General features: G+C 40.2%; 24 protein-coding genes, 1 other RNA gene and 1 other annotated feature. Of the genes, 20 read left to right on the forward strand and 5 right to left on the reverse strand.

Going from position 1 to position 25516, the window contains the following annotated elements; all coding sequences use genetic code 11:
• The first annotated feature begins 1 nt into the window (after position 1).
• Together tgt and yajC are read left to right on the forward strand one after the other, a co-directional pair.
• A complete protein-coding gene (gene tgt, locus JNO66_RS00860) occupies positions 2–1141 on the forward strand; it encodes a tRNA guanosine(34) transglycosylase Tgt (RefSeq protein WP_203086326.1) in 1140 nt (379 codons plus the stop codon).
• Between the two features lie 86 nt (positions 1142–1227).
• The gene (gene yajC / locus JNO66_RS00865; RefSeq protein ID WP_203086327.1) at positions 1228–1485 is read left to right on the forward strand and encodes a preprotein translocase subunit YajC; all 258 of its coding nucleotides are present in this window, start codon (positions 1228–1230) and stop codon (positions 1483–1485) included.
• A 49-nt stretch (positions 1486–1534) separates the two neighbouring features.
• Here the strand turns inward: yajC and JNO66_RS00870 are convergent, their stop codons facing one another.
• Positions 1535–1909, reverse strand: coding sequence for a TIGR04086 family membrane protein (locus JNO66_RS00870; RefSeq protein WP_203086328.1), 375 nt, complete (start codon positions 1907–1909; stop codon positions 1535–1537).
• A 156-nt stretch (positions 1910–2065) separates the two neighbouring features.
• On the opposite strand from JNO66_RS00870, the gene JNO66_RS00875 reads away from it, so the two are divergent.
• Positions 2066–2512, forward strand: a complete 447-nt coding sequence (locus tag JNO66_RS00875) for a YetF domain-containing protein (protein ID WP_203086329.1) — start codon at positions 2066–2068, stop codon at positions 2510–2512.
• Positions 2513–2598: 86 nt separating this feature from the next.
• Entirely contained in the window at positions 2599–2865 is a 267-nt protein-coding gene (locus JNO66_RS00880; protein WP_203086330.1) for a hypothetical protein, read from the forward strand.
• A gap of 44 nt (positions 2866–2909) precedes the next feature.
• Here the strand turns inward: JNO66_RS00880 and JNO66_RS00885 are convergent, their stop codons facing one another.
• Complete coding sequence (locus tag JNO66_RS00885; RefSeq protein ID WP_203086331.1) at positions 2910–3890, reverse strand: NERD domain-containing protein; 981 nt, start codon at positions 3888–3890, stop codon at positions 2910–2912.
• Positions 3891–4490: 600 nt separating this feature from the next.
• Positions 4491–6047, reverse strand: a complete 1557-nt coding sequence (gene spoVB / locus JNO66_RS00890) for a stage V sporulation protein B (protein ID WP_203086332.1) — start codon at positions 6045–6047, stop codon at positions 4491–4493.
• A 134-nt stretch (positions 6048–6181) separates the two neighbouring features.
• Between spoVB and JNO66_RS00895 the strand changes: the two genes are divergently transcribed.
• The 13 genes from JNO66_RS00895 to aspS all read left to right on the forward strand — a co-directional run bounded on the left by JNO66_RS00895 (position 6182) and on the right by aspS (position 20585).
• Positions 6182–6466, forward strand: a complete 285-nt coding sequence (locus tag JNO66_RS00895; protein ID WP_203086333.1) for a post-transcriptional regulator — start codon at positions 6182–6184, stop codon at positions 6464–6466.
• An 80-nt stretch (positions 6467–6546) separates the two neighbouring features.
• Positions 6547–7842, forward strand: a complete 1296-nt coding sequence (gene secD, locus JNO66_RS00900) for a protein translocase subunit SecD (protein WP_203086334.1) — start codon at positions 6547–6549, stop codon at positions 7840–7842.
• Positions 7832–8773, forward strand: a complete 942-nt coding sequence (gene secF, locus JNO66_RS00905; RefSeq protein WP_203086335.1) for a protein translocase subunit SecF — start codon at positions 7832–7834, stop codon at positions 8771–8773. The genes secD and secF overlap by 11 nt, the downstream gene beginning before the upstream one ends.
• A 121-nt stretch (positions 8774–8894) precedes the next feature.
• Positions 8895–9221, forward strand: a complete 327-nt coding sequence (locus tag JNO66_RS00910) for a LapA family protein (RefSeq protein ID WP_203086336.1) — start codon at positions 8895–8897, stop codon at positions 9219–9221.
• A gap of 58 nt (positions 9222–9279) precedes the next feature.
• Positions 9280–11646, forward strand: coding sequence for a single-stranded-DNA-specific exonuclease RecJ (gene recJ, locus JNO66_RS00915; RefSeq protein WP_203086337.1), 2367 nt, complete (start codon positions 9280–9282; stop codon positions 11644–11646).
• Entirely contained in the window at positions 11646–12158 is a 513-nt protein-coding gene (locus JNO66_RS00920) for an adenine phosphoribosyltransferase (RefSeq protein ID WP_203086338.1), read from the forward strand. Before recJ ends, JNO66_RS00920 begins: the two co-directional genes overlap by 1 nt.
• A gap of 196 nt (positions 12159–12354) precedes the next feature.
• Positions 12355–14538, forward strand: a complete 2184-nt coding sequence (locus JNO66_RS00925; RefSeq protein ID WP_203086339.1) for a RelA/SpoT family protein — start codon at positions 12355–12357, stop codon at positions 14536–14538.
• 17 nt (positions 14539–14555) lie between these two features.
• The gene (gene dtd / locus JNO66_RS00930; RefSeq protein ID WP_203086340.1) at positions 14556–14993 is read left to right on the forward strand and encodes a D-aminoacyl-tRNA deacylase; all 438 of its coding nucleotides are present in this window, start codon (positions 14556–14558) and stop codon (positions 14991–14993) included.
• A gap of 140 nt (positions 14994–15133) precedes the next feature.
• On the forward strand, positions 15134–16126 hold the full coding sequence (locus JNO66_RS00935) for a LacI family DNA-binding transcriptional regulator (RefSeq protein WP_203086341.1): 993 nt from the start codon (positions 15134–15136) through the stop codon (positions 16124–16126).
• A 58-nt stretch (positions 16127–16184) separates the two neighbouring features.
• Positions 16185–16907 (forward strand): ThuA domain-containing protein, encoded by a 723-nt coding sequence (locus JNO66_RS00940; RefSeq protein ID WP_203087459.1) that lies wholly within the window; start codon positions 16185–16187, stop codon positions 16905–16907.
• 71 nt (positions 16908–16978) lie between these two features.
• A complete protein-coding gene (locus tag JNO66_RS00945; protein WP_203086342.1) occupies positions 16979–17158 on the forward strand; it encodes a hypothetical protein in 180 nt (59 codons plus the stop codon).
• Between the two features lie 50 nt (positions 17159–17208).
• Positions 17209–17450: a binding site (T-box leader), on the forward strand.
• A 61-nt stretch (positions 17451–17511) separates the two neighbouring features.
• Complete coding sequence (gene hisS / locus JNO66_RS00950; protein ID WP_203086343.1) at positions 17512–18798, forward strand: histidine--tRNA ligase; 1287 nt, start codon at positions 17512–17514, stop codon at positions 18796–18798.
• Positions 18795–20585, forward strand: coding sequence for an aspartate--tRNA ligase (aspS, locus tag JNO66_RS00955; protein ID WP_203086344.1), 1791 nt, complete (start codon positions 18795–18797; stop codon positions 20583–20585). Before hisS ends, aspS begins: the two co-directional genes overlap by 4 nt.
• Positions 20586–20876: 291 nt before the next feature.
• On the opposite strand, the gene JNO66_RS00960 is transcribed toward aspS, so the two are convergent.
• Positions 20877–21182, reverse strand: coding sequence for a hypothetical protein (locus tag JNO66_RS00960; protein ID WP_203086345.1), 306 nt, complete (start codon positions 21180–21182; stop codon positions 20877–20879).
• Positions 21183–21317: 135 nt separating this feature from the next.
• Here JNO66_RS00960 and ssrS point away from each other — a divergent pair.
• Together ssrS and JNO66_RS00970 are read left to right on the forward strand one after the other, a co-directional pair.
• Positions 21318–21501, forward strand: a non-coding RNA gene (gene ssrS, locus JNO66_RS00965) — 6S RNA.
• A gap of 151 nt (positions 21502–21652) precedes the next feature.
• Positions 21653–22417 (forward strand): tRNA threonylcarbamoyladenosine dehydratase, encoded by a 765-nt coding sequence (locus tag JNO66_RS00970; RefSeq protein WP_203086346.1) that lies wholly within the window; start codon positions 21653–21655, stop codon positions 22415–22417.
• A 46-nt stretch (positions 22418–22463) separates the two neighbouring features.
• Here JNO66_RS00970 and JNO66_RS00975 read toward each other — a convergent pair whose 3' ends face one another.
• Positions 22464–23105, reverse strand: a complete 642-nt coding sequence (locus JNO66_RS00975) for an RsfA family transcriptional regulator (RefSeq protein ID WP_203086347.1) — start codon at positions 23103–23105, stop codon at positions 22464–22466.
• A 240-nt stretch (positions 23106–23345) separates the two neighbouring features.
• Here JNO66_RS00975 and JNO66_RS00980 point away from each other — a divergent pair, with 240 nt between their 5' ends.
• Positions 23346–25493: a sensor histidine kinase gene (locus JNO66_RS00980; protein ID WP_203086348.1), complete on the forward strand. Its 2148-nt coding sequence runs from the start codon at positions 23346–23348 to the stop codon at positions 25491–25493.
• Positions 25494–25516 lie beyond the last annotated feature (23 nt).

Here is a 25516-nt window from a genome sequence, read left to right on the forward strand (position 1 = left end):
TATGACAGCGATTCGATATGAACACATAAAAACATGTAAACAATCCGGTGCAAGACTTGGAAGAGTCCATACACCACATGGTACCTTTGAAACACCGATGTTTATGCCGGTTGGAACACTTGCAACAGTAAAAACAATGAGTCCAGAGGATTTGCATCGGATGGATGCGCAAATTATTTTAAGCAACACGTATCATTTATGGCTTCGACCAGGACATGAAATTATTCGTGAAGCAGGTGGCTTACACAAATTTATGAACTGGGATCGTCCGATTTTAACGGATTCTGGCGGTTTTCAGGTATTTAGTTTAAGTAACTTGCGTAAGATTACTGAAGAGGGCGTTGAATTCCGTAACCACTTAAATGGTGCGAAGCTTTTCCTTAGTCCAGAGGGGGCGATGGAGATTCAAAATGCTCTAGGTTCTGATATTATGATGGCATTTGATGAATGTCCGCCTTTCCCAGCTGAGCATGATTACATGAAGAAGTCTGTGGAACGGACAAGTCGTTGGGCGGAGCGTTGCTTAGAAGCGCATGCTAGACCGCAAGATCAAGGGCTATTTGGAATTGTGCAAGGTGGAGAATATGAAGATTTACGTAAGCAAAGTGCTCGTGATCTCGTTTCTCTTGATTTTCCTGGTTACGCAATTGGTGGGTTATCCGTAGGTGAACCAAAAGACGTGATGAACCGCGCATTGGAATTTACGACACCGTTACTTCCTTTTGATAAACCTCGTTATCTTATGGGAGTCGGTTCACCAGATTCATTAATTGATGGAGCGATCCGAGGAATTGATATGTTTGATTGCGTATTACCAACACGTATTGCTCGTAATGGGACATGTATGACCAGTAATGGACGACTTGTTGTTCGTAATGCAAAGTATGCTCGTGATTTTGGTCCACTTGATGAAAATTGTAGCTGCCACGTTTGTCAGAATTACTCAAGAGCCTACATTCGCCATCTCATTAAATGTGAAGAAACGTTCGGATTTAGACTTACTACTTATCATAACCTGCATTTCCTGTTAAACTTAATGGTGGACGTTCGCCAGGCAATTATGGAGGACAGGTTGCTCGACTTTAAGGAAGAATTTTTTGAGCAGTATGGGTTCAATAAGGCGGATGCTAAAAACTTCTAATTGAAATTTGTGAAACAGATGATAGCCTATTCGATCTTTGTTTGGAACAGCTGACATCTTATACACCAGAAAGGGGGGAAATATAAATGGAACTAGCACCACTACTCTCCATCGTGCTGATGATTGTTGTATTCTACTTTTTCTTAATTAGACCTCAACAAAAACGTCAGAAACAAGTGCGTGAAATGCACAGCGCATTACAGCGCGGAGATAAGATTGTGACAATCGGAGGTCTTCATGGAACGATTGATGCGATTGACGAGGATACGGTTATTCTTCTAGTAAACGATAATCGTAAGCTAACGTTTGATCGCTCAGCTGTTCGTGATGTTGCTAAAGATTAATAAAGAGTAAAGCACAAGCCGAGATGTCTCAGCTTGTGCTTTTTTATAATTATGCCTTCATTAAGTTTACTCCAATCATTCCTCCTACAGCTCCAGTTAATAGATATCCTCCATGGAGTAAAAACTGTGAGGTCGTAAAGGCTACATCGTACCCAAGTGTGGAGATCAAATAAGCAACAGTTGTAAACAGAAGTGCTGTAAGTCCTCCTGCCAACCATCCTTTTGTTTTTGCCCTTGCACCAGATACAAATCCACCAATAAATAAACAAAGAAAAGCTAAAAATAGAATCAACCATTTTATGGATTCTTCGGTGTAGCTTGTCAAACTTAAAAAGCTAGCTAGCAACAAACTAGCCATAATAGCGCCTGCCATGATAACAACTAACCCACTAAATACTGCTGGAAAAAAAAGACGATTATTCATTTAGCAGCCTCCTCCTTTTACACACCTATTGCTATGACTATATTCGGGCTTGGCTTAGCTTAGAATGACTTTATGTAAATAAACCGTTGGAAGATGCTTCATCACATGCTTTTATTCCAGTTAGGAGACAGTAGTGAATGTGAGGAGTGAATCGAAATGGTCCATCAGCTAACATTAGCGATTGCTACATTCAGTACCCTTAGTTTATTTCAATTAATGAACCGGACAAATCAATTTCAACCGCTGTTAATCCTTAGTTTTACATTCATTCTGTTACTCCTTGAACAAATGGTACATACACCTAAGATGAGTATTGTTTTACTTCTCTTAAGTTTACTTCCTTTCATTTATCTAATCATGGTCAAGCTTGTTCGCGCTCAAACCACTCTTGAACCTAGCGAATCTCTTTATACGAACTCTGTGCCAATGCCTGTCATAATGGACGGGCAAATTCAACATGCGCAGCTCAAACAGATTGATCAGAACGAATTTTGGCTTCGCAGGCAAGTACGAGATCATGGATTTAAAGACATTAAACGGATCTCCTATTGTAGTGTCAGAGGCGATCAATTATTTTATATCGATGTAAAGGATAAGAAATAGGTTGTTGTCCGAGGGGATGTGCGTATACCGTTAAGCCTGTGCCCCCATATGCTACTCATGAACGCTGATAATGAGGAGGGAAAAGTATGGGAGCATCTTTATATCAACAGTGCTGTAGCTACAAAGGTCGTTATGTGAACATCCAACACAAGAACGGTCAAAGCTATTACGGGCGAATTGTAGACGTAGATGACAGACATGTCTATGTAGACATGGGACGTAACGGTGGTGGACGTGGTTTTGGATATAATGGTGGCTATGGCTATTATGGTGGATACGGTTCAAACGTTGTTCCATTTGCATTTGGTGCCATTGCCGGATTAGCACTAGCAGGAGCTTTCTTCTTTTGGTAAGAAAAACTTGTTTGGCCGTGAGAGTATCATGCTCTTGCGGTTTTTTAGTGTGTGGAGAAGGGGATAGTGTATGTACGGCTTTTAAGCGTTCCTGTGAAGGCAAGGCAGTGTTCTTTAAGGATGGAATGAGCAAGCTGAGGAGAAGTGAGGTTAGTGAAATGGCGAAAGTCACGGTTTGTGAGAGTTGGATTGATGAGGAGGTAATAGTCGTTTAGGGCTTGGAGTGGGGCGGAGTTGACAGGTTTTACACACTGTTTGCATTTCCATAAACCATAGTCTCGCTTAACAGAGAATGAAAAGCAATGAGGGCAAAAAAGTCCACGTTCTAACTCATTGATATGAATTTTGTATTCGTCACAAACGTTTAAAAGCACTTCTTTGTTACTACGAATTAATTTGGTTACTAATTCATTAATTTTTTGTGCACTCATAAAAGGAGTACTTGTCTTGTTCAAATGCTTCCTTATCATCTCAGGCAATCGTCCAGCGTGAATCATTTTTGACATTAAATGCTGATTAGAAGAGTCGGATATAATGCGAGTTAAAGGGTCACTAATCACAACATAATCAATAACTGGTAAGAGCGGCGAATGATGAGAAATAAGCCATTCTTTCAACTGATGTTTTTGCATTTGTGTTTGCAAAAGGGGATAAGGCAGAATTTCTTCGGAAGATGAGCTCGTTCGAATTAATTGTTGTGTAAGTGGATTCAAATAAAGGGAACCACTTAAGTTTTTAACCTCTAAAATAATTAGAACTGTCGGACTCAAGAGAAGTGAATCAATTTGAAAAAAGTGACCATTTGTTCCTCTCAGTCTAAGATCATGAATCACACTTAAATCTTCATAAGATGAAAGAGAATCTATATAATAATCAATCGATCGTTCCCCTCTGAAGCCTAACTCACGTTTGTTAAGCTCTTGCTTGATGAATGAGCGCTTAGGATGATTTGAAGGAAGTCTTCTTATCAATGCTTCAAGTGCAGCGAGTTTTACTGGTTTAGTACGTGGTTTGCTGATATGCATTTAAATCCCTCCTTATAAATAATAATAGTTCAATGAATTGATACTGTATTCCTCTATGAAGTTTTGGAGGAAGCGATTAAAACATCGAGGAAACTGAGAATACATCGGACTAGAGTAGAAATACATCGAGGAAACGGTAAATACATCGGACTTAAGCAGATATACATCGAGGAAACTATGAATACATCGAACTTGAGCACAGATACATCGAGGAAACCATGAATACATCGAACTTAAGCACAGATACATCAAGGAAACCATGAATACATCGAACTTAAGCACAGATACATCGAGGAAACTATGGATACATCGAACTTGAGCAGAAATACATCGAGGAAACCATGAATACATCGAACTTAAGCGCAGATACATCGAGGAAACTATGGATACATCGAACTTGAGCACAGATACATCGAGAAAACTATGGATACATCGAACTTGAGCACAGATACATCGAAGGAACTAAAATACATTGGGAAGTAGCAAGCAAATGAAATGAAGATAAAACTTGTTCCAAACCAGAACCTTTCTCACATCAATAGTATTCCCTTTACCCTCATCAACTAAAAAACTCTGGCCACCTCAAGCCAGAGTTCCCCGTTATCTTTTCTGCAATTTCCTGAAAAGAGGAAAGTGCTGAATTTCGCTTTTCTTCAGTAGATTCAACAAAAGCATCAAACTCAGGTACAAAACAGCTGTCAGAGAGAGTTGAAGTAACAGTTCAGCTAAGGCGTTGCTCACAACATGCACGTAGGTTTTAAACATTGTACTTAGATAGATGGTTCCGCCGATTAATACGACTAGCTTTAAGATCATCCGCAGCTCAATACTAAAGCCGGCTTTTTTCGCGATGGTTGCAAGGTGCAGCAGCGTCACTAATACGAAGCCTACAACAATCGCAAGTGCGGCTCCCATAATTCCAAATTCGGGCCGGGTAGCTAAGACAAAAATGGCAGCGGTTTTGACAACAGCTCCAACTAAGCTGTTATACATGGCGGGCTTTGCTAAATCGAGTGCTTGAAGCGCCGCTTGCAATGGGCCTTGGATGTACAAAAAGAGACAGAAAGGAGCCATTACTTTTAAAAAGCCTGACGCTTCTGGAGCATGATACATAAAGTTCATAATTTGCTCAGGATAGACCAGTAAGACAACCATGGCTAGTCCGCCGGCAACAAAGGAAAGGCGCATGGCCTGCTCTAGTCTTGTATGAATAAGATTCTGTTGATTCTTTGCTGCGGCTTCGCTAATAGATGGTAGCAAAGAGGTTGATAATGAGAATGTAATAAAGGTAGGTAGCGTCAATAAGGGAATAATAAACCCGGCTAGTTCACCATATTGTTTTGTGGCAACAACAGTCGCTACTCCTGCAATAGCCAAGCTTTGGGCGACAATGATTGGTTCAAAAAAAAGGGAGACGGTACCAATCAGGCGACTTCCTGTTGTCGGCAATGCAATCTTAAGTAGTTGAGACGACGTTTGCTTCCCTTCTCCTAGATATGAAAAGAATTTCCGTCGAAGTTTAAAGCTTTTCTTTCGTTTGAATAAAAACAGCATGTAAAGGAGAGAGGCGAATTCACCTGCAATGACAGAAAGCATGGCCCCAGCGGCTGCATATTCGAGACCTAATGGTAAGAAAGCAGTTGATAGGACTGCAACTAAAGTGATACGCACAATTTGTTCAAGCATTTGCGAATAGGCAGTAGGCTTCATATTTTGTCTGCCTTGGAAGTAGCCTCGAAGTACGGCAGATACGGCAACAATGGGAACAATTGGTGCAACGGCGATAAGTGAATAATACGCTCTGGCATCTGTGAGTAGATGAGAGGCGACATAAGGTGATAAGAGAATCATAGCCGTGGTAAAAATAGCGCCTAGACTAATTGTGATCGTGAGAGATACAACAAGAATTTGTTTGATCTTGCTTGTTTCTCCATGCGCTTCTGCTTCTGCAACTAATTTCGAGATCGCGACGGGTAATCCCATTTGAGTTAATGTTAATATAAGAAGCATTGTTGGGACTGCCATCATGTAAAGCCCTACGCCTTCAGAACCCATAATGCGTGCCATCACCATACGATTAATAAAGCCTAAAATTTTGGTGACAAACCCAGCCAAAATTAGGATAATGGTTCCCTTAAGAAATGTTTGCTTGGACATTAGTCACCCTGCTTTCAAAAAAATGATGGAAATTTGGTTTGTTTATTTATATGCTTAAGGAGTGGTCAAGCATGACAAGTCGTTTGAGATCAAATCTATTTTCCTGGCATGATAAGTAGAAAGGGCGAAATCAAATGGATGAGAAGCAGCAATTTGAGGTTTGGAAAGAAGACATGGAACCAGTTCTAACAAGTAAAGTGGAAGAGTTTCATATGCTTGGGTATGATAAAGCAACCAAAGATGAAATTTGGCGTTGTGTAACAGAACGTTTGCGTAAGAAAAAAACGTACGTGCCTTTTTATTCATTCACGGATGAACTGCTTAACTTAAAAGCGAGTGTGTACATGACCTGGTTGACTGTGAATTCTTATAAGGAGCCTGAAGATTGGTTTCGTGAGTTTGAGGAGTCTGAGAAGTAACTGTCTAGTTATTTTTTTATTTAACATAAGTTGTGGTAGGATAGAAAGAGTGCTTTATACATAAGGAGGCAAAGAAAGACATGGTTAAAAAAGGCCGCATCTTTGCTTTTTTTCTCATTGTACTTGCTTTTGCTGTATTGATTTCAACAACAGTGATGAGTATAACGAAGGAAACAAAGCTAGGGCTTGATCTTCAAGGGGGCTTCGAGGTTCTATATGAAGTAACTCCAATTGATGACACTGAAATTACTGAACAAACATTATCAGCAACTGTTACGGCATTAAACCAACGTGTGAATGTTCTTGGGGTTTCCGAACCGGTTATTCAGATTGAAGGAGATGACCGCATCCGCGTTCAGCTTGCTGGTGTAGAGGATCAAGAAACCGCAAGACAGCTTCTTGCGACAGAGGCAGAGCTAACATTTAGAGATGTTGATGACAATATTCTTCTTGATGGTAGCGACCTGCAACAAAACGGGGCGGCCGGTCAGTTTGATCAAACGAATCGTCCGATTGTGACGCTTAAGCTGAAGGATGCTGAACGCTTTGCTGAAGTAACAAGAGACCTTTCACAGCGTCCAATTGGTGAAAATGTGTTAGTGATCTGGTTGGATTTTGAAGAAGGCGATTCGTACGCAGAAGAGGCGAATAGTGCCGATCCTAAGTTTTTGTCAGCGGCTAATGTGAGCGAAGTGATTAATAGTCAAGATGTGCAAATTAGCGGTAACTTTACGCCGGATGAAACAAAGCATATCTCTGAAATCTTAAATGCTGGATCACTCCCAGTTAAGCTTGATGAGATGTTCTCAAACTCAGTTGGTGCGTCCCTTGGTGAAAAATCGATGGTACAAACCGTCTATGCTGGTTTAATAGGGATTGCGTTAATTTTCGTTTTCATGTTGTTCTATTATCGTTTACCAGGGTTTATTGCAGTAGTTACACTTAGCGTGTATACGTATTTAGTTATCGTTATCTTGAATTTGATGAATGCAGTAATGACTCTACCTGGGATTGCAGCTTTGGTACTAGGTGTTGGTATGGCTGTAGATGCGAACATTATTACGTATGAACGAATTAGAGAGGAACTGCGCTCTGGCAAGTCAACGATGTCTGCATTTAAAGCTGGAACAAGACGTTCGTTTTCGACGATTTTGGACTCAAACTTAACGACGATTTTAGCAGCGAGTGTAATGTTTTATTTTGGTACAAGCGCTGTTCGAGGCTTCTCAATCGTCTTGATTGTAAGTATTTTAACAAGCTTCTTAACCGCCGTACTCGGTTCGAGATTACTACTTGGCATGTGGGTAAGTAGTAAGTTCTTGAACAAACGACCAGGTTGGTTTGGTGTAAAGGAGCGTGATATTGATGAGCTTTAATGATCGAAAATGGAAACTGGATTTTATTACGCATCGTAATAAATTTTTCGCTGTATCTATCATTTTTGTCATTGCCGGTATTATTTCGCTGTTTACACTTGGTTTAAATTTAGGTGTAGATTTTGAAAGTGGTTCTAACATTACGATTGATACAAACGAGACTCTTACAAACGAACAAATTCAAGAGGATTTTGCAACAATAAATGAAAGCTACGCCCCAAATATTACGTTGGCCGGTGAAAATAATGAAATTGCCACCGCGCGTTTTATTGATGTTTTAAATAACGATCAGGTCGCAGAGGTTCGAGCATATTTCATTGAGAACTATGATGCAGAGCCAACCGTTAGCACAGTTTCCCCTCAAGTAGGGAAGGAGCTGGCTCAGAATGCGATTTACGCGGTCTTAATTGCCTCGCTTGGTATTGTTATTTACTTAGCCATTCGATATGAGTTTTTATATGGTGTAGCAGCAATTGTTGCTCTACTCTATGATGCCTTCTTTATCATCGCATTATTTAGCTTTTTGCAGGTAGAAGTGAACGTACCATTTATCGCTGCCGTATTAACAGTTGTTGGGTATTCCATTAATGATACGATCGTCACTTTCGATCGGATTAGGGAAAATGTGAAGAAAGCGAAAGTCATTGAAGGGTTTAAGGATCTAGCGGAAATTGTAAACACAAGTTTAATTCAAACATTATCACGTTCGATTAACACGGTGCTTACGGTCGTTTTCGCTGCTCTATCACTTTTAATTTTTGGTGGAGACGCCATCTTCTCCTTCTCACTTGCTCTTGTGATCGGTCTTGTTGCAGGAACCTATTCATCCATGTTTCTTGCGGCACAGCTTTGGCTTGTAATGAAAGCCAGACATATTAAGAAACAAAAACTAAAACCAGCTGATCCGAAAGAGGAAGAGCCAATCATTTAATCAAAAGTGGACCGGATATATTCTGGTCCACTTCATTCATTTTCTATGCAAGTTTTAAAAAGAGAAGATTAAGGGTAATTACTAAAGGTATAGTAAAATGCGTTTAAAAGGAGAGAGTGGTATGAGAGGTCAAAGTGCATTTATTATAGGTATTATTGCTGCTATTATTATTGCGATCTTTGCTGTGATTAACGTGGATCCGGTTCCGGTAAATTACATGTTTGGTACGTCTGAATGGCCATTAATTCTTGTTATTTTAGGATCTGTATTTTTAGGGGCTGCCGTTGCTGGTGCAATGGGAATGGTTCGCATCCTCAAATTACAATCAGAAGTCAAGAGACTTAAAACAACAACTCCAGTAACGAAAAAGGAAACACCATCAACGACAACGCCACCAAATAGTAAACCGAAGGCGCCTGTAACAGATTCAACAAACGAGTTAAAATAGGTTCGCATTGTCACCCCTTGCTCCCTCTTGTATAATAGGAGGGTCGAGGGGTGAAGTTATGTTAAAGCCACGAGCAAGATGGCAGGTTCAAACTCAGGACCAGGCTGAGATTGACGCTCTTTGTGAGAGTTGTCAGCTACCGCCATTAGTAGCGAAGCTTCTGTTAAACCGTGGAATCAAAGAGCAAAAGGATGTACAACGGTTTTTAGATAAAGACGGGTTATCTTATTATGATCCTTATTTAATGGACGGAATGAAGGAAACCGTCAATCGAATTCATCAAGCGATTAAACAACAAGAACATATAGTAGTCTTTGGGGACTATGATGCAGACGGGGTAAGCAGCACGGCTGTGTTGATGCATGCGCTCAAAGAGCTAGGAGCTCTCGTAGAATATTATGTGCCAAACCGGTTTACAGAAGGCTATGGCCCAAATGAGCCGGCGCTTCGCCGTGCAAAGGCAGAAGGATGTTCGCTGATGATTACAGTAGATACGGGAATTTCAGCTGTGCATGAAGCGAGTGTAGCCAAGGAAATTGGATTAGATTTTATTATTACGGATCACCACGAGCCGCCACCTGTCTTACCTGACGCGCTCTATATCTTAAATCCTAAGAAGCCGAACTGTACGTACCCTTTTAAGTCATTAGCGGGTGTTGGGGTTGCCTTTAAGCTGGCTCACGCACTCTTGGACCGCGTACCTGTTGATTTGCTAGATATCGCTGTAATTGGTACAATAGCAGACTTGGTGCCTTTAGTGGATGAGAATCGACTGATTGCTCGTATGGGTCTCTCTGCCTTACAACAAACGGAGAGAGCCGGTTTAATTGCAATGAAGAAGGTTTGTGGACTTGGGGCTGACGTAATGGAAGCCGATCATGTTGGTTTTGCGATTGGGCCACGAATGAATGCTGCAGGTAGACTGGATTCGGCAGATCCAGCTGTAGACCTATTGCTTGCAGAGGACCTTGAAGAGGCAACGGCCTTAGCAGAGTCAATTGATCTCCTGAATAAGGAAAGGCAAGCCATAGTAAATGAGATGACAAAAGAAGCAATAGATATGGTCGAAAAATCTTATCCAATTGCTGATCATAACGTACTTATCGTTGGTAAAGAAGGATGGAATGCAGGGGTCATTGGGATTGTTGCCTCAAGGCTTGTTGAGCGTTATTATCGTCCGGTTATTGTGATGAGCTTTGATGCAGAGCAAGGGAAAGCGAAGGGCTCAGCTAGAAGTATTGAGGGCTTTAATATGTTTATGGAGCTTTCATCGAATCGAGACATTTTGCCGCACTTTGGGGGTCATCCAATGGCAGCTGGTTTAACAATGGAACTAGCACTTGTTGATGAACTTCGAGCTCGTCTTCATAAACAAGCGGACGAGGTGCTAACAGAAGAGGATTATCAACCGATTGCAAAGGTAGATGTATTAGCTCGAGTAGACGAAGCGACCTTATCAGTTGTGAAACAGGTAGAAAAGCTAGCGCCGTTTGGTGTGGGGAATCCAAAACCTAAAATTATGTTTGAAAATGTCCAATTAGGACAAATTAGGCGTATTGGAAGTGATTCCTCTCATTTAAAATTAAGCATAACGGATCACGGTGCCTCTCTTGATGGGATTGGCTTTCGCATGGGTCATTTACATGAAGAGATTACACGATCCGCTGCGATAAAAGCGCTAGGCACCTTATCCGTTAATGAATGGAATGGGACTGTAAAGCCACAATTAATGATCGAGGACTTAGCTGTTTCCGAGTGGCAGTTATTTGATTGGAGAAGCTTAAAGCCACCTAGAATTTCTGAACGGGTGAGCGAGCTTCCTGAAGACCAAACAGTATGTGTTGCGTTTCGCGGACAGCCTAGTCAATCTCTAATGGCAGGCACATTTGTACATCATTTCGAGGAAATTGACTGGAATAGCGATTTCTTGACCGATAAATACCTTGTGTTACTTGATGTCCCAAGAGAAGAAAATCAATTATTAAAGCTATTTCAATTAGCTGGAAGCCCTAGTCGCATTTACTCTATTTTTTATCAAGAGGAGGATACGTTTTTCTCATCAAATCCGACTCGTAATGACTTTAAATGGTTTTATGCGTTTATAGTGCAGCGTAAGCAAGTGGCCTATATGAAACAGCAAAAGCAAATTGAGCATCACAAAGGCTGGTCGCAAGGGACTGTTCAATTCATGGCTGAAGTATTTGAGGAGCTTGGATTTATCGAATGCTCAGATGGTGTAGCCCGTCCTGTTGTGAAGCCATCGAAAAAAGATTTAACTGAATCCTTACTCTATCGTAGTAAGCTAAAGCAAGCAGACTTAGAAAACGAGTTTGTTTACTCATCGTATGATCAATTAAGACATTGGTTTGAAGCCGCATTTCAAAAAACAGCCGATACCAATCAAAATGTGAAGGAGCAAGTATAATGGATTTTAAACAATATATTACGATCGTAGAGGACTACCCTAAAGAAGGAATTCGTTTTAAAGATATTACAACGTTAATGCAAGATGGTCCTGCATATAAAGCGGCGATTCAAGCACTTGGAGAATATGCCGCAGATCTTGATGCTGACTTAATTGTTGGACCAGAGGCTCGTGGCTTTGTTGTTGGCTGTCCACTCGCTGTTGAAATGGGAAAAGGGTTCATTCCGGTAAGGAAAGCAGGTAAGCTACCTCGTGAAGTCTTATCTGTCGATTATGGTTTGGAATACGGGAAAGATAGCTTAACCATTCATAAGGATTCCATTACTAAAGGTCAGAAGGTCTTAATTACCGATGACTTACTTGCTACTGGTGGAACGATTGAAGCAACGATTAAAATGGTTGAAGAACTAGGTGGAGTTGTTGTAGGTATTGCCTTCTTAATTGAACTTTCTTACTTAAACGGAAGAGACCGTTTGAAGAACTACAATACATTTAGCTTAATGACCTATTAATTATACGTAAGAATGATCTGTGCATTGCGCAGGTCATTCTTTTTTTTACCCTTATTTTCCTTATGAACCAAAAATAAGTGGTGGTTCCAACGGTAACTGAGTGATTCTGTCAAAATTCTTCTGTTTATGACTTTACAGCGGTGGTTAAAATCAAGGATAATAGTAGGAAATATTGTTTCGTGAATAAGGTGATGGAATGACCATAGAACAGGTGATTGAAAAGGCAAGTGAATATTTAGGTGAAGAAGATATAGCCTTTTTAAGAAAGGCGTATGTATATGCTGAGAAGCATCACGGTGGGCAGTATAGAAAGTCAGGAGAGCCCTATATTCTCCATCCGATACAAGTAGCTGGAATTATAGTCGGTTTGCAACTGGATCCGAATACAGTAGCAGCGGCTTTTTTACATGATGTCGTTGAAGATACAGACGTGACCATTGAAGATATTACTCTTGAATTTAATGAAGAAGTGGCAATGCTTGTAGATGGAGTCACAAAGCTGAAAAAGTTTAAGTACAAGTCGAAGGAAGAACAGCAAGCGGAGAATCACCGAAAGATGCTTGTTGCCATGGCTAAAGATATACGAGTGATCTTAATCAAATTAGCTGATCGCCTGCACAATATGCGTACACTAAAGTTTATGCCTCCAGCTAAACAGAGGGTTACCTCAAATGAAACGCTGGAGATTTTTGCGCCTCTTGCACATAGATTAGGAATCTCAGCGATTAAGTGGGAGCTTGAAGATATAGCCTTGCGTTATTTAGATCCGCAACAATACTATCGAATTGTTAATTTGATGAAAAAGAAACGTGCGGAACGCGAGAGTTATCTAGATGAAGTCATTGAACGAATCAATGAACAGCTTGTTGATATGGATGTAACCTGTGAGCTTTCTGGTCGTCCTAAGCATATCTATAGCATTTATCGTAAAATGGTTCTTCAAAACAAACAATTTAATGAGATTTATGATCTTTTGGCAGTACGTATTATCGTCAAGAATATAAAAGACTGTTACGCGGTTTTAGGTGTCATTCATACCTGTTGGCGTCCAATGCCTGGTCGCTTTAAGGATTATATTGCCATGCCTAAAGCAAATATGTACCAATCGCTTCACACAACAGTTGTTGGTCCGTATGGTGATCCGCTAGAGGTGCAGATTCGTACAGAAGAAATGCACCGTGTAGCAGAATTTGGGGTAGCGGCTCATTGGGCTTACAAAGAAGGTAAGGTGAATTCAAACCATCCAAATTCGTTTGAAGACAAGCTTACATGGTTCCGTGATGTAATCGAGTCACAGGTTGATACAAATGATGCCCAGGAATTTATGGAATCCATGAAAATGGACTTGTTCTCTGACATGGTCTTTGTGTTTACTCCAAAAGGTGATGTGGTTGAATTACCAAGAGGCTCCGTGCCACTTGATTTTGCGTACCGCATTCATAGTGAGATTGGCAACCGGTGTATTGGAGCTAAAGTCAATAGTAAGATGGTACCTCTTGATCACCAGTTGAAAACAGGTGATATTGTTGAGGTAATGACCTCTAAGCATTCATATGGTCCAAGCCAGGATTGGTTAAAAATCACTCAATCTTCTCATGCAAAAAATAAGATTAAGCAGTGGTTTAAGAAGGAAAAACGAGAAGAGAACGTTCAAAAGGGCCGAGAGATGCTTGAGAAAGAAGTAAAACTTCTTGAGTTTGATCCTAAAGAAGTACTTACAGCAGAGAATATAGCTGAGGCAGCATCTAAATTTAGTTTTGCTGGCGAAGAAGATATGTTTGCTGCAACAGGCTACGGCGGTATTAGTGCAAAACAAATTGTAAATAAGTTAACTGAAAAAGCGCGCAAGAAAAAAGATCAAGAGCAAGAGGATCAAACACTCGACAACGCATTATCTGATATGAAAACTTTTACACCAAAGAAAAAGACAAATTCTGGTGTTCGTGTAAAAGGTGTAGAAAACCTTCTGATTCGCATATCGCGGTGCTGTACGCCTGTCCCGGGTGATAACATTGTTGGTTTTATTACTAAAGGACGTGGGGTTTCTATTCACCGTGCCGACTGTCCGAATATTCTCTCCGAGGATAAGAGTCGTTTTCTTGATGTAGAATGGGAAGGCTCAGTACATGAGAATAAAGCATATCCAGTTGATATTGAGATTACCGGTTTTGATCGTAATGGTTTGCTAAATGAAGTCCTGCATACGATGACAGAATCACGTACATCGATTAATGCTGTAACTGGTCGTTCTGATCCAAAGAATAAAATGGCGACGATTCATATGAGTATCTCCATTCAAAATCTCGGTCATCTGCAAAAGGTAGTAGAGAAAATTAAGCAGTTAAAAGACATTTATTCTGTAAGACGTATGATGCATTAAGGCAAGAGGTGTAAACATTGAGAATCATTTTACAACGATCAAAGGAAGCAAGTGTAACGATTAATCAAGAAAAAGTTGGTTCCATTTCTCACGGTCTGGTTCTCTTGGTTGGAATAACTCACGAGGATTCTTTAAAAGAAGTGGACTATCTAGTTGATAAGATTTTGAACCTTCGTATTTTCGAAGATGAACAAGGAAAGATGAATCACTCCTTGCTCGATACCGGAGGCGCTATTCTGTCAGTATCCCAATTTACATTGTATGGTGATACGCGAAAAGGTCGTCGTCCAAGCTTTACAGAAGCAGCAAAGCCTGATGTGGCTAGTGACCTGTATAATTCTTTTAATGAACGTTTTAAAGAAAAAGGTGTGCAAGTGGAGACAGGTCGCTTTGGTGCAGATATGGATGTTGAATTAATTAATGATGGGCCTGTAACGCTAATTTTAGAAAAATAAAAACAAGTATTCGGTCGATGGAAAAACCATCGGCCTTTTTTAGGTATCATTTCTTTAAAAAAAGATTGATTTTTTGAAATCGACATAATAAACTGTATATGATGTTAGCGCTTACATATGAGGGGAGGGGGATTGATTCGTTGTCTACGATTAAAGATGTGGCCAAGTTGTCCGGGATATCTAGGTCAACAGTATCTCGTGTCATTAATAATCACCCATATGTGAACGAAGAAAAGCGTATCCGTGTTAAGGCTGCGATGAAAGAACTTGGTTATGTTCCGAATTCATCTGCGCAACGGCTAAGAGGCAGTAAAACAAAAACAATCGCTGTCTTAATTTCCAGGATCGTTAATCCGTTCTTTAGTGGGTTAGTTGATGCGATGGATTCGGTGGCTACAGAAGCAGGCTTTCAATTGATTTTATGTAACACAAGAGGAAGCAAAGAAAGAGAAATGACGTATCTAAACTTATTAAGAACAAAACAGGTCGATGGTGTCATATTTGCTTCAATTGAAAATAATTGGGAAGACATTAAGCCTTATTTGGCTTATGGTCCAATTGTTTTATGTAATGAATATACCGATCAGACGGATATTCCTTCCTTCCGCATTAATCATTTTCAAGCAAGCTATGAAGCGACTTTCCATTTTATTAAACAAGGAAAAACAAAAATTGGATTGTGTCGCGGAGATGAAACAATTGGTTCCAATCTAGGAAGCGATCGTGAAAAAGGTTTTCTTAAGGCGCTTCAAGATCATCAGCTTACGTTTAATAAACAATGGCTGTTTCGAAATGCTACGAATTTTAATGATGGACGGCATGTGTTTCGAAAGGTAGAACGAATGTCTGAAAGACCTGATGCTATCTTCACGGGAAGTGATGAAGTGGCTACAGGTATTATTTCAGAGTCGAGGAACTCGAGCATCCATGTTCCGAATGATTTATCAGTCATTGGGTTTGATGATCAACAAATTGCGGATGTTATTACACCAGGATTAACGACCATTCGTCAGCCCATTCAAAAAATGGGTGAACAGAGCATGCAGCATATGATTTATATCCTCACAAACCAACTGTCTCTTGTAGGACATACGGAATTGCTAAGAACGGAATTGATTGTGCGAGACACATGAAGTTTTGTGCCTAGCACTGGGCGTATGAGAACGATACCACTTTAAAGGAGTCGATTTAATAATGAAAGTTACAGTCTGGAATGAAAATCGTCATGAACAAACTAATGAAAAGGTTCAAGAGGTTTATCCAAAGGGCATTCACGTTGCCATTGCGGACTTCCTAACGAAGGCTGGAGTTGATACACGAACAGCAACTTTAGATGAACCTGAACATGGTCTTACTGAGGAGGTTCTAGAGCAGACAGATGTGTTAGTGTGGTGGGGACATATTGCCCATCATGAGGTCTCTGATGAGATTGTCACACGTGTTCAACAAAGAGTATTAGCTGGTATGGGATTAATTGTTCTCCATTCAGGACATTTCTCTAAAATTTTCAAAACGCTGATGGGAACCTCTTGTGATTTAAAGTGGAGGGAAGCAAATGAAAAGGAAAGATTATGGGTTGTACAACCGAATCATCCAATTGCAGATGGAGTAGGTGAGTACATTGAGCTTGAAAAGGAAGAGATGTATGGTGAGCACTTTGATATTCCGTCTCCAGATGAGCTGGTGTTTGTAAGCTGGTTTCAAGGTGGAGAGGTATTTAGAAGTGGCTGCACGTTCCACCGTGGAATGGGTAAAATCTTTTATTTCCGACCTGGTCATGAAACCTATCCAACCTACTATAACAAGGATATTCAACAAGTCATTATAAATGCTGTAAAATGGGCGGAGCCATCTAATCGCACCAAGCCTGTTTACGGAAATGCGCAGCCACTTGAGGACGTTCCTGGAGAATAATTCAAGGAACATGTTTAATGAGCGCCTAAACTGGTAACCCTACTATTATCATTTGTTAGGGAGCTGAGTGTATGCGCACAAACGGCAAGTTATCACAGTTCTTTGAAGTAAGCAATCATCCTATTTTTACTGTTTCGGATCTGACTCATACAGAGGAATCAGGTTATGTATCAGGCCGCTGTCAAACCGAATTTGGCTACAATCATAATGAAAAAAATCTTGCAAAGATTGATCGGATCATTATTAAGTAGTTGACAGCCTGACTATTCATTCGTATGATAGATAGCATTAGTAATTCTATATGAGTCCGATGAAAAGGCAGAGTAATTAAGAACAACAGATATCCAGAGAAGAGTGGCCAAGGCTGTAAGCCCTCCTGTCTGTCTTAATGAACGAACACCTTAGAGGAGCTTTCTGAACGGTCCATGTGACTGAGTAGGAATAGCCGTTTAGCAGACGATACCTGCTTTCAAGCGAAGACAAAGTGGAATACATTTGTCTTAACTAGGGTGGCACCACGGGAATCTAACTCTCGTCCCTGATGAATGCATGCATTCATCAGGGACGAGAGTTTTTTATTTGAAAAAAGCAGGGGGAGAAAAGGATGAACATACAAATTCCACGCGGAACCCAGGATATTTTGCCTGGTGAAAGTGAGATTTGGCAATTCATTGAAGCGAAAGCACAGGAAGTGTGCCGTCGCTATAATTTTAGAGAAATTAGAACTCCAATCTTTGAACATACAGAAGTGTTTACTCGTACCGTAGGAGATACAACAGATATCGTTCAAAAAGAAATGTACACATTTAAGGATCGCGGTGATCGGGATTTAACGTTACGACCAGAAGGAACAGCATCTGTTGCCAGGTCATACGTACAGCACAAATTATTTGGGCAAGCTGCTCAGCCAACTAAGCTGTTCTATCATGGACCGATGTTCAGATACGAGCGTCCACAATCAGGTAGAATGCGTCAGTTTGTGCAATTTGGTGTAGAAGCGATGGGTAGTGCTGACCCAGCAATTGATGCCGAAGTGCTAGCACTCGTAATGGATATTTATAAAGAGGTAGGAATCACAAATACAAAGCTTGTGTTGAATAGCTTAGGTGACAAAGAAAGTCGGGAGGCGCACCGTCAAGCGTTAATCAATCACTTTAAGCCAAGCATTCATGAGTTTTGTGGTGATTGTCAGATGCGACTAGAGAAAAATCCTCTACGTATTCTTGATTGTAAAAAAGACCGTGAGCACCCATTAATGAGTACAGCTCCTTCCATCTTAGATTATTTAAACGAAGAATCACGTGCTTATTTTGAACAAGTGAAGGCTCACCTTGATCGGATTGGACTTCCTTATGTTATTGATCCAACTCTTGTGCGCGGGCTCGATTATTACTACCATACAGCATTTGAAGTAATGGCTGAGGGAGAGGGCTTTGGTGCCATTACAACCTTATGTGGTGGTGGTCGCTATGATGGCTTAGTTCAAGAATTAGGAGGACCAAGTACACCTGGTATTGGGTTTGCCTTTAGTATTGAACGTCTAATTATGGCTCTTAAAGCAGAGAACCTAGTCAGTGTGGAGGAGCCTTCTATCGATTGTTATCTTGTTGCGTTAGGTGAGGAAGCAAAATCAGCCTCAGTCGAGTTACTATATAAGCTCAGACAAGCTGGCATCGTAGCAGACAAGGATTATCTTGATAAGAAAATGAAAGGTCAGTTTAAAGCGGCTGATCGTTTAAATGCTAAGTTTACTGCTGTGTTAGGTGAAAACGAATTAAATGAAAACCGTATCGAAGTGAAAAACATGGAGACCGGTGAACAAGTGTCACAGCCACTAGCTGAATTCGTTGACTATATAAAGAGAGAACTTAAAGGAGGCCAAGCAGGATGAGTGGAAGAACGCATCAATGCGGAGAATTAACTGCACAGCATGAAGGAGCAAAGGTTGAATTAAAAGGGTGGGTACAACGTCGCCGTGATTTAGGACAAGTTATTTTCCTTGATGTACGTGACCGTTCAGGTATTGTTCAGGTTGTGTTCAGCCCAGAGATTAATCAAGAAGCTCTGGCAATCGCTGAGAAAATTAGAAATGAATATGTGGTTTCTGTAACTGGGACCGTTGTAAAACGTAATGAAAAAACCATTAATGATAAATTAGCAACAGGTGAAATTGAAGTACATGTATCTGAGATTGAGATCTTAAATGCATCTAAATCGTTACCGTTTCAGATTGAAGCTGACACGGATGCATCAGAGGATGTTCGCTTAAAATATCGTTATTTAGATTTACGTCGTCCTGATATGCAAGATGTGTTTAAATTACGTCATCAAACAACAAAGTTTATTCGTAACTTCTTAGATGAGCAAACATTCTATGAGATCGAGACGCCAATGCTTACAAAGAGTACACCAGAGGGAGCGCGTGACTACTTAGTTCCAAGCCGTGTTCATCATGGTAGCTTCTACGCGTTGCCACAATCTCCACAGATCTTTAAGCAGCTTTTAATGGTTTCTGGATTTGAGCGCTATTATCAAATTGTACGTTGTTTCCGTGATGAAGACTTACGTGCAGATCGTCAGCCGGAGTTTACGCAAGTAGACATTGAGACTTCATTCATGAGTACGGAAGAACTAATCAAAATGATGGAAGATATGATGTCAAGTCTTCTTAAAAAAGTAAAGGGTGTTGATGTTCCTACGCCATTTAAACGCATTTCTTACGATGATGCGATGAACCGTTATGGATCCGATAAACCTGACACACGTTTTGGGATGGAGTTAATCGACTTAAATGAAGTAGCAAAATCAACTGAATTTAAGGTTTTCCAAAATGCGCTTAACACTGGCGGCATGGTGAAGGGTCTGAACTTAAAAGGTGGCGCCACAAAGCTATCTCGTAAAGAAATTGATGCTTTAGGAGAATTTGTGAAGCCTTACGGAGCCAAAGGACTTGCTTGGTTAAAGGTTGAGGCTGATGGGTTAAAAGGACCAATTGCTAAATTCTTTGACGAAGAGGGAGCGACAGCCCTTCAATCAGCTCTTGATGCAGAAGCAGGAGACTTACTATTCTTCGGAGCAGATAAAGCAAGTGTTGTTCAAAATAGTCTTGGAGCTCTTCGTATGAAGTTCGGCAAAGAATTTGATTTAATCGATCAGAATGCGTTTAACTTCTTATGGGTCATGAACTTCCCACTGCTTGAGTACGATGAAGATGCTCATCGCTTTGTTGCTGCTCATCATCCGTTCACAAGTCCATTAAAAGAAGATCTGCATCTTCTTGAAACGGAGCCTGAAAATGTCCGTGCTGAAGCCTATGACCTTGTATTAAATGGATACGAGCTAGGTGGAGGGTCTCAACGTATTTACAAGCGTGATGTTCAGGAAAAAATGTTTAAGGCGCTTGGGTTTACAGAGGAAGCTGCACGTGAGGAATTTGGTTTCTTAATGGAAGCATTTGAGTACGGTACACCTCCACATGGAGGAATTGCACTTGGGCTTGACCGTATGGTAATGCTGCTTGCAGGTAAGAGCAATCTACGTGATACCATTGCTTTCCCAAAAACAGCCAGCGCAAGCGATCTACTAACAAACGCTCCATCTGAAGTAAGTGTAGAACAATTAATTGACTTAAACTTATCTGTCATCGGTAAGAAACGGACAGAAGAAGTGAAGCTGTAAAATGTGACAAAAAAGGAACGAGGTCTGGACATTATATTAATGTAGCGAGTAAAACACGAAGGTAGCATCAAATCCGCTACAGGAGAATCCCTCGCTTTCCACGGGAACGGCCTCAGCCCCTTTCGCGGGAAAAGCGCCGCTAAAGTGTCTTCACCGCGTTCTGTTCCGTTGGAGTCTCGGGTTCTCCCCCCGCTTGTTCAAATAAAATTACGAAAGGCGAATGATGCTGAAATCGAATCATTCGCCTTTTCAAATTGATTTTTAGTTATGTCCCAGCCTCGTTCTTTTTTGTTACATATTGTACTTAGTTGATGGCATGAGCACTTTAAATTCTTTAATTAAGTCCGTCGGTTCTGTCTTAATATAATATGTTCGAATCCCGCCAGTTGTGTGGAGGTAAAGGAATCCCATCTTATTATCTCGTTCATCCAAACGATACGAGATATCAAGAACATGTTTAATAGGGTAGCTTGCGTCCTTTACTTCAATCCGATCTTCATACAAAAGTAAGTCAAAGGAAGTCTCGACCGTACGTTTTTCAATCCAACCAATCTCTTGTTTCACTTCAACACATCGATGTATAGCAAGTGGTTCCATGGCGTTCCTCCATACAGTTTATCGTCTTATAGGTATCATACCTTATTTACGAATTGAACTAAACTAATCGAGTTTAAGGTATGCTTATTGATTGCGTGAGTGATGCTTTCGTGATATACTCATTTCAACAAAAACATAATCCTGAGATGTTCGTATTCTCTTGTTCTTTTTTGAGCCAACACTTTTTGATAGGGAGCCTGCTCGTTAGTTGTAGGATTACAAGCCTTGTAAGATGAGAGGACGTAAAAATATAACTACATGGCACCCACCTGCTTCGCAGGTTCAAAAACCATAGACTTACGGCATATTCGGGATTTATGTTTTCTATATGATTTTGTACTTGGTTACGCCCTTTCTAGAGGCGTTTTTTTAGTTGTCTTTAAATTGGATTTACCTAAAGAAAAGCTCATGATATAGTTATTCGAGGATAATATACTTAAATGTTGTGTAAGGAGAAAGGGGCAATACGCTTGTTACATCAATTTTCACGCAATGAATTAGCCATTGGTCATGATGGTCTCAATCAATTAAAAGGAAGCACGGTTGCTGTGCTTGGTATAGGGGGCGTTGGTTCTTTTTCAGCTGAAGCATTAGCGCGTTCCGGAGTGGGTCGTTTAATATTAGTGGATAAGGATGATGTAGACATCACGAATGTGAATCGTCAAATTCATGCCTTACTCTCAACTGTAGGCAGACCTAAGGTAGAACTAATGGAGGAACGAATCCGAGACATTAACCCCGATTGTGAGGTTATAGCACTTAAAATGTTTTATACAGAGGAAACATATGAACAGTTTTTTGCATATGGATTGGATTATGTGATTGATGCTAGTGATACGATATCATATAAAGTTCATCTTATGAAAGAATGTATCAGCCGCAAGATACCGATTATTTCAAGCATGGGTGTGGCCAATAAGATGGATCCGACCAAGCTAAGGATTACAGATATATCTAAAACGTCCTATGACCCCATTGCTCGCGTCGTTCGTCGTAAGCTGCGCGAGTCAAAGATCTATAAAGGGGTTGAAGTGGTTTTCTCAGATGAACAACCCATTCAAATTAGAGAAGAAATTCGGAAAGAGATTGTTTCAGAACAAGCGGAAAGTGGATCTATTCGAAAAGCGAAGATGCCGCCTTCCTCAAATGCGTTTGTTCCTTCTGTCTGTGGGCTGATTATGGCTGGACATGTCATTACGAATCTTTTAGAAGGTATTCAAATCAATCGTTCATAAGAAAAAGATGTTTGCTACACCTTAGGGTATAAGCAAACATCTTTTTTTATTTCGCCACTTTTTCTAAATTTCCATTCTTGTCCATTTTAAATGCTGCACTTGAGAGGGCTTCTTCGTCTTCTAAAATAGCCATGCGTCTTGCTCGATTCATAATCTGAATAAGTGATTGGTAATCTTCTTCAATAATACTGTTATCTTGTTTGATTTTTTGTAATTCCTGCTGCATTGTATAGTTTTGTCTTTTTAATTCTTCGTTTTCTGCGAGAACGAACTGCATTTCTTTGGAATGTGTTTCTTGTTTTCCTGCATTTTCTGCATACGCATGTAACGCCTGAATGATTTCCTCCAAAGAGCCATCCTCATGTAATGTAGTTTCAATTGCAGGGGTTGGGGTCGGATACATAAGTGAAGCTGGTGCCCAAACCGGTTTCTTAGAAGAATAGTACGTAAAACCTGCTGCTCTTTTACGTTCTTTACGTTCTCTCTTAGAATCTTCAATTGCATTGAGGTGTTTTTGTCTAACAACGGCATTCCATCTAAAGCCGCAAGCGGCTGAAGTGCGGTTTAATTTATCTCCAACTTCATCAAAAGCTCTTAACTGAGTGCTCCCGTCCTTTATGTGAGCAAGTACGGTTTCTGCTAGTAACACATCGTCCTCGTGTGACCAAGCGTCTTGTCTAATTTTCAAGTCAATCATCCTTTCATTCTTCTACAATGGTGGGTAGTGTTTAATGTTTGTTATAGTTGAGTGGTACTACTACTTTTTCCAAATGGAACAAGTTGTATACCAGTGTGATAGAAAAAAAGTCTGACTGATTTAATTCGCTATAAAAAGATCGGTTTTGTCGGTTACTTTTGTTTTTGTCGAAAAAAGTGTAAACTAAGGCTATAGTCTTAGTCTTAGAGATCACATACATATGAGGTGCCTATGTTTAAAACGTTACGATCAAAACTGATTTTGTTTTTTTCTTGTGTAACTTTTCTGCCTCTTTTATTAATAGGTACAATTATGTATCAATATCAACGAGATGATCTATCATCCCAAATGGAAGATCAGTTGGTTAGAGTGCTAGAAAGCCGAGTGGCGGCTTTGGAAGATTTTCTAATGGAGAGACAGTCAAATTTAGAACATCTGGCTAGAAACCGGGTATTGCAAGATCCTAATTTAAATACATCAGACATACGAAATGAACTGATTTCTTATGAAACAGCATATCCGTATTTCCTTGATTCACTTTTTATTAATGACGATGAATTTATTACTGTACATAATCAAGGTGTGACCTCAAGTTTTACTGCTGAGGAATCTGCCTGGTACACTCAAGCGCGGCAAAACGGAATTGGAATGGCGAAAATTGAAAGAGAGGTTTTTGAAGAGCCTACTTTTATATTAAGCCAGGCCGTATATGATGAAAATGATACGGTTCTTGGAGTGGTTGCATCCTGTATCGACTTTACAAAGATCAAAGATAAGTTAAATCAAGCAAGTATTCAGTTTACAGAGAATACACAAAGTGAGTATGCGTTTATGTTTGCTCAGGATGGTGAGTTGTTGGCTCACCCAGATCATAATTTGATCTCAAATCAATTCAACTATTTCGAGGCTAATGATTTTACTGATGAACGTTTTGAAGAGATTGTTGAAGAAGGAAAGCTTTACTTTAATCCAACCAATGAGATGATCCAAACCTATCAGGAGATCACAACTCTAGATGGCGCTGGTGACACATGGTATGTTGCCATTTCTATACCTCAAACGGATCTGTATAATTCGCAAAATCATTTACTCCTGAGCTATATTGGTTTGTTCAGCTGTGTATTTATTATTACGTTGTTCGCTGTATTGAAGCTGGCTAATTATATTGTAAGACCATTGGAACAATTGGTTGTAGCGACAACTACTTTTACGTTTAATTATAAAGTTGATCCGATTACGCAAGGTTTTTATCAAGAAGCGGATACATTAACAAGGGCGTTTCGTTTAATGACAACCAAATTAATGAATCGAGAACGGGTTCACCAGAAATCAAGCCTAATACTCGAAACAACTGAGAATGGAATTTTGGCATACAGGGTAAAGGATCAAGTAATTACAACGTTTAACGCAGCGTGTGAGGAGCTTTTTTGTATAAAGCGAGATCAGATCGTGGGTCTTAATTTGACAGAAGCGGCTATTATTAATCGTCGATTCAAAGCCTTTTTGCAATCAGCAGATCTAGATATCAACTCTGCTCCAGAAGCCAATCGAAGATACGAGTTCAGCTGTACACTGGCAGGAGTTTATCATACGTTCTCCATTAGTGTTTCTAAACTAACTGAGGACAAGGATGTATGCTTGGATCAGGATGTATTGATCGTATTTAATGATGTAACAGAGAAACGAGCCATGCAGCAACAACTCGTTCGTTCTGAGAAATCAAAAGTGGTCGGGGAGTTGGCAGCTGGATTTGCACATGAAATCCGTAATCCCTTAAGTACAATTAAAGGATTCTTACAAATCTTTCAGCGCGAGGAGCGTCAGGAAAGTAAAAAGAGTCAGTTTGAGTTGATGGTAAAAGAAATTGATCGTGTAAATAATATTATTAAAGACTTATTGAACATGGCCAGACCAGAACCACTACAAAAAGTGGAGACAAATGTGTTGGAAATCCTTAATCAAACAAGGCAGATTTTTTTGGCGGAAGCGAATGAGCGTAATATTACCTTCACATTAACATATGCTGCCGATTTACCAGTAGCATGGGTTGATGCAGATAAGGTAAAGCAAGTGATGATGAATCTTGTGAAAAATGCGATGGATTCAATGGCAAGCCAAGGTGAGCTATTGATTCATGTGAAGGAAAGTGAATCAAATCAATTACTCATTGTTGTTAAGGATAATGGGATTGGTATGAGCGAAGAGACATTAGAGCGCATCGGTACACCATTTTTTACAACCAAGTCAGATGGTACAGGACTTGGGTTAATGACCTGTTTCCGCATTGCAGAGGAACTACATGGTTCATTATCGGTTGAAAGTAAAGAAGGGGAAGGCACATCATTTTTCTTTCATTTACCAGTCTATCAAGAAAGATAAAAAAGGAGGCGAATGTTCATGTA

This window comes from Alkalicoccobacillus gibsonii, assembly GCF_016798245.1.
GTDB classification, from domain to species: Bacteria; Bacillota; Bacilli; order Bacillales; family Bacillaceae_D; genus Alkalicoccobacillus; species Alkalicoccobacillus gibsonii.

Coding starts and splice junctions, on each gene's coding strand:
- JNO66_RS00870 (WP_203086328.1), bottom strand. CDS start 1,909: ATGAATAATCGTCTTTTTTTTCCAGCAGTATTTAGTGGGTTAGTTGTT.
- JNO66_RS00945 (WP_203086342.1), top strand. CDS start 16,979: ATGCGCACAAACGGCAAGTTATCACAGTTCTTTGAAGTAAGCAATCAT.
- JNO66_RS00895 (WP_203086333.1), top strand. CDS start 6,182: ATGGATGAGAAGCAGCAATTTGAGGTTTGGAAAGAAGACATGGAACCA.
- tgt (WP_203086326.1), top strand. CDS start 2: ATGACAGCGATTCGATATGAACACATAAAAACATGTAAACAATCCGGT.
- JNO66_RS00980 (WP_203086348.1), top strand. CDS start 23,346: ATGTTTAAAACGTTACGATCAAAACTGATTTTGTTTTTTTCTTGTGTA.
- JNO66_RS00885 (WP_203086331.1), bottom strand. CDS start 3,890: ATGCATATCAGCAAACCACGTACTAAACCAGTAAAACTCGCTGCACTT.
- JNO66_RS00925 (WP_203086339.1), top strand. CDS start 12,355: ATGACCATAGAACAGGTGATTGAAAAGGCAAGTGAATATTTAGGTGAA.
- recJ (WP_203086337.1), top strand. CDS start 9,280: ATGTTAAAGCCACGAGCAAGATGGCAGGTTCAAACTCAGGACCAGGCT.
- aspS (WP_203086344.1), top strand. CDS start 18,795: ATGAGTGGAAGAACGCATCAATGCGGAGAATTAACTGCACAGCATGAA.
- JNO66_RS00875 (WP_203086329.1), top strand. CDS start 2,066: ATGGTCCATCAGCTAACATTAGCGATTGCTACATTCAGTACCCTTAGT.
- hisS (WP_203086343.1), top strand. CDS start 17,512: ATGAACATACAAATTCCACGCGGAACCCAGGATATTTTGCCTGGTGAA.
- JNO66_RS00910 (WP_203086336.1), top strand. CDS start 8,895: ATGAGAGGTCAAAGTGCATTTATTATAGGTATTATTGCTGCTATTATT.
- secF (WP_203086335.1), top strand. CDS start 7,832: ATGAGCTTTAATGATCGAAAATGGAAACTGGATTTTATTACGCATCGT.
- JNO66_RS00880 (WP_203086330.1), top strand. CDS start 2,599: ATGGGAGCATCTTTATATCAACAGTGCTGTAGCTACAAAGGTCGTTAT.
- spoVB (WP_203086332.1), bottom strand. CDS start 6,047: ATGTCCAAGCAAACATTTCTTAAGGGAACCATTATCCTAATTTTGGCT.
- secD (WP_203086334.1), top strand. CDS start 6,547: ATGGTTAAAAAAGGCCGCATCTTTGCTTTTTTTCTCATTGTACTTGCT.
- JNO66_RS00960 (WP_203086345.1), bottom strand. CDS start 21,182: ATGGAACCACTTGCTATACATCGATGTGTTGAAGTGAAACAAGAGATT.
- yajC (WP_203086327.1), top strand. CDS start 1,228: ATGGAACTAGCACCACTACTCTCCATCGTGCTGATGATTGTTGTATTC.
- JNO66_RS00920 (WP_203086338.1), top strand. CDS start 11,646: ATGGATTTTAAACAATATATTACGATCGTAGAGGACTACCCTAAAGAA.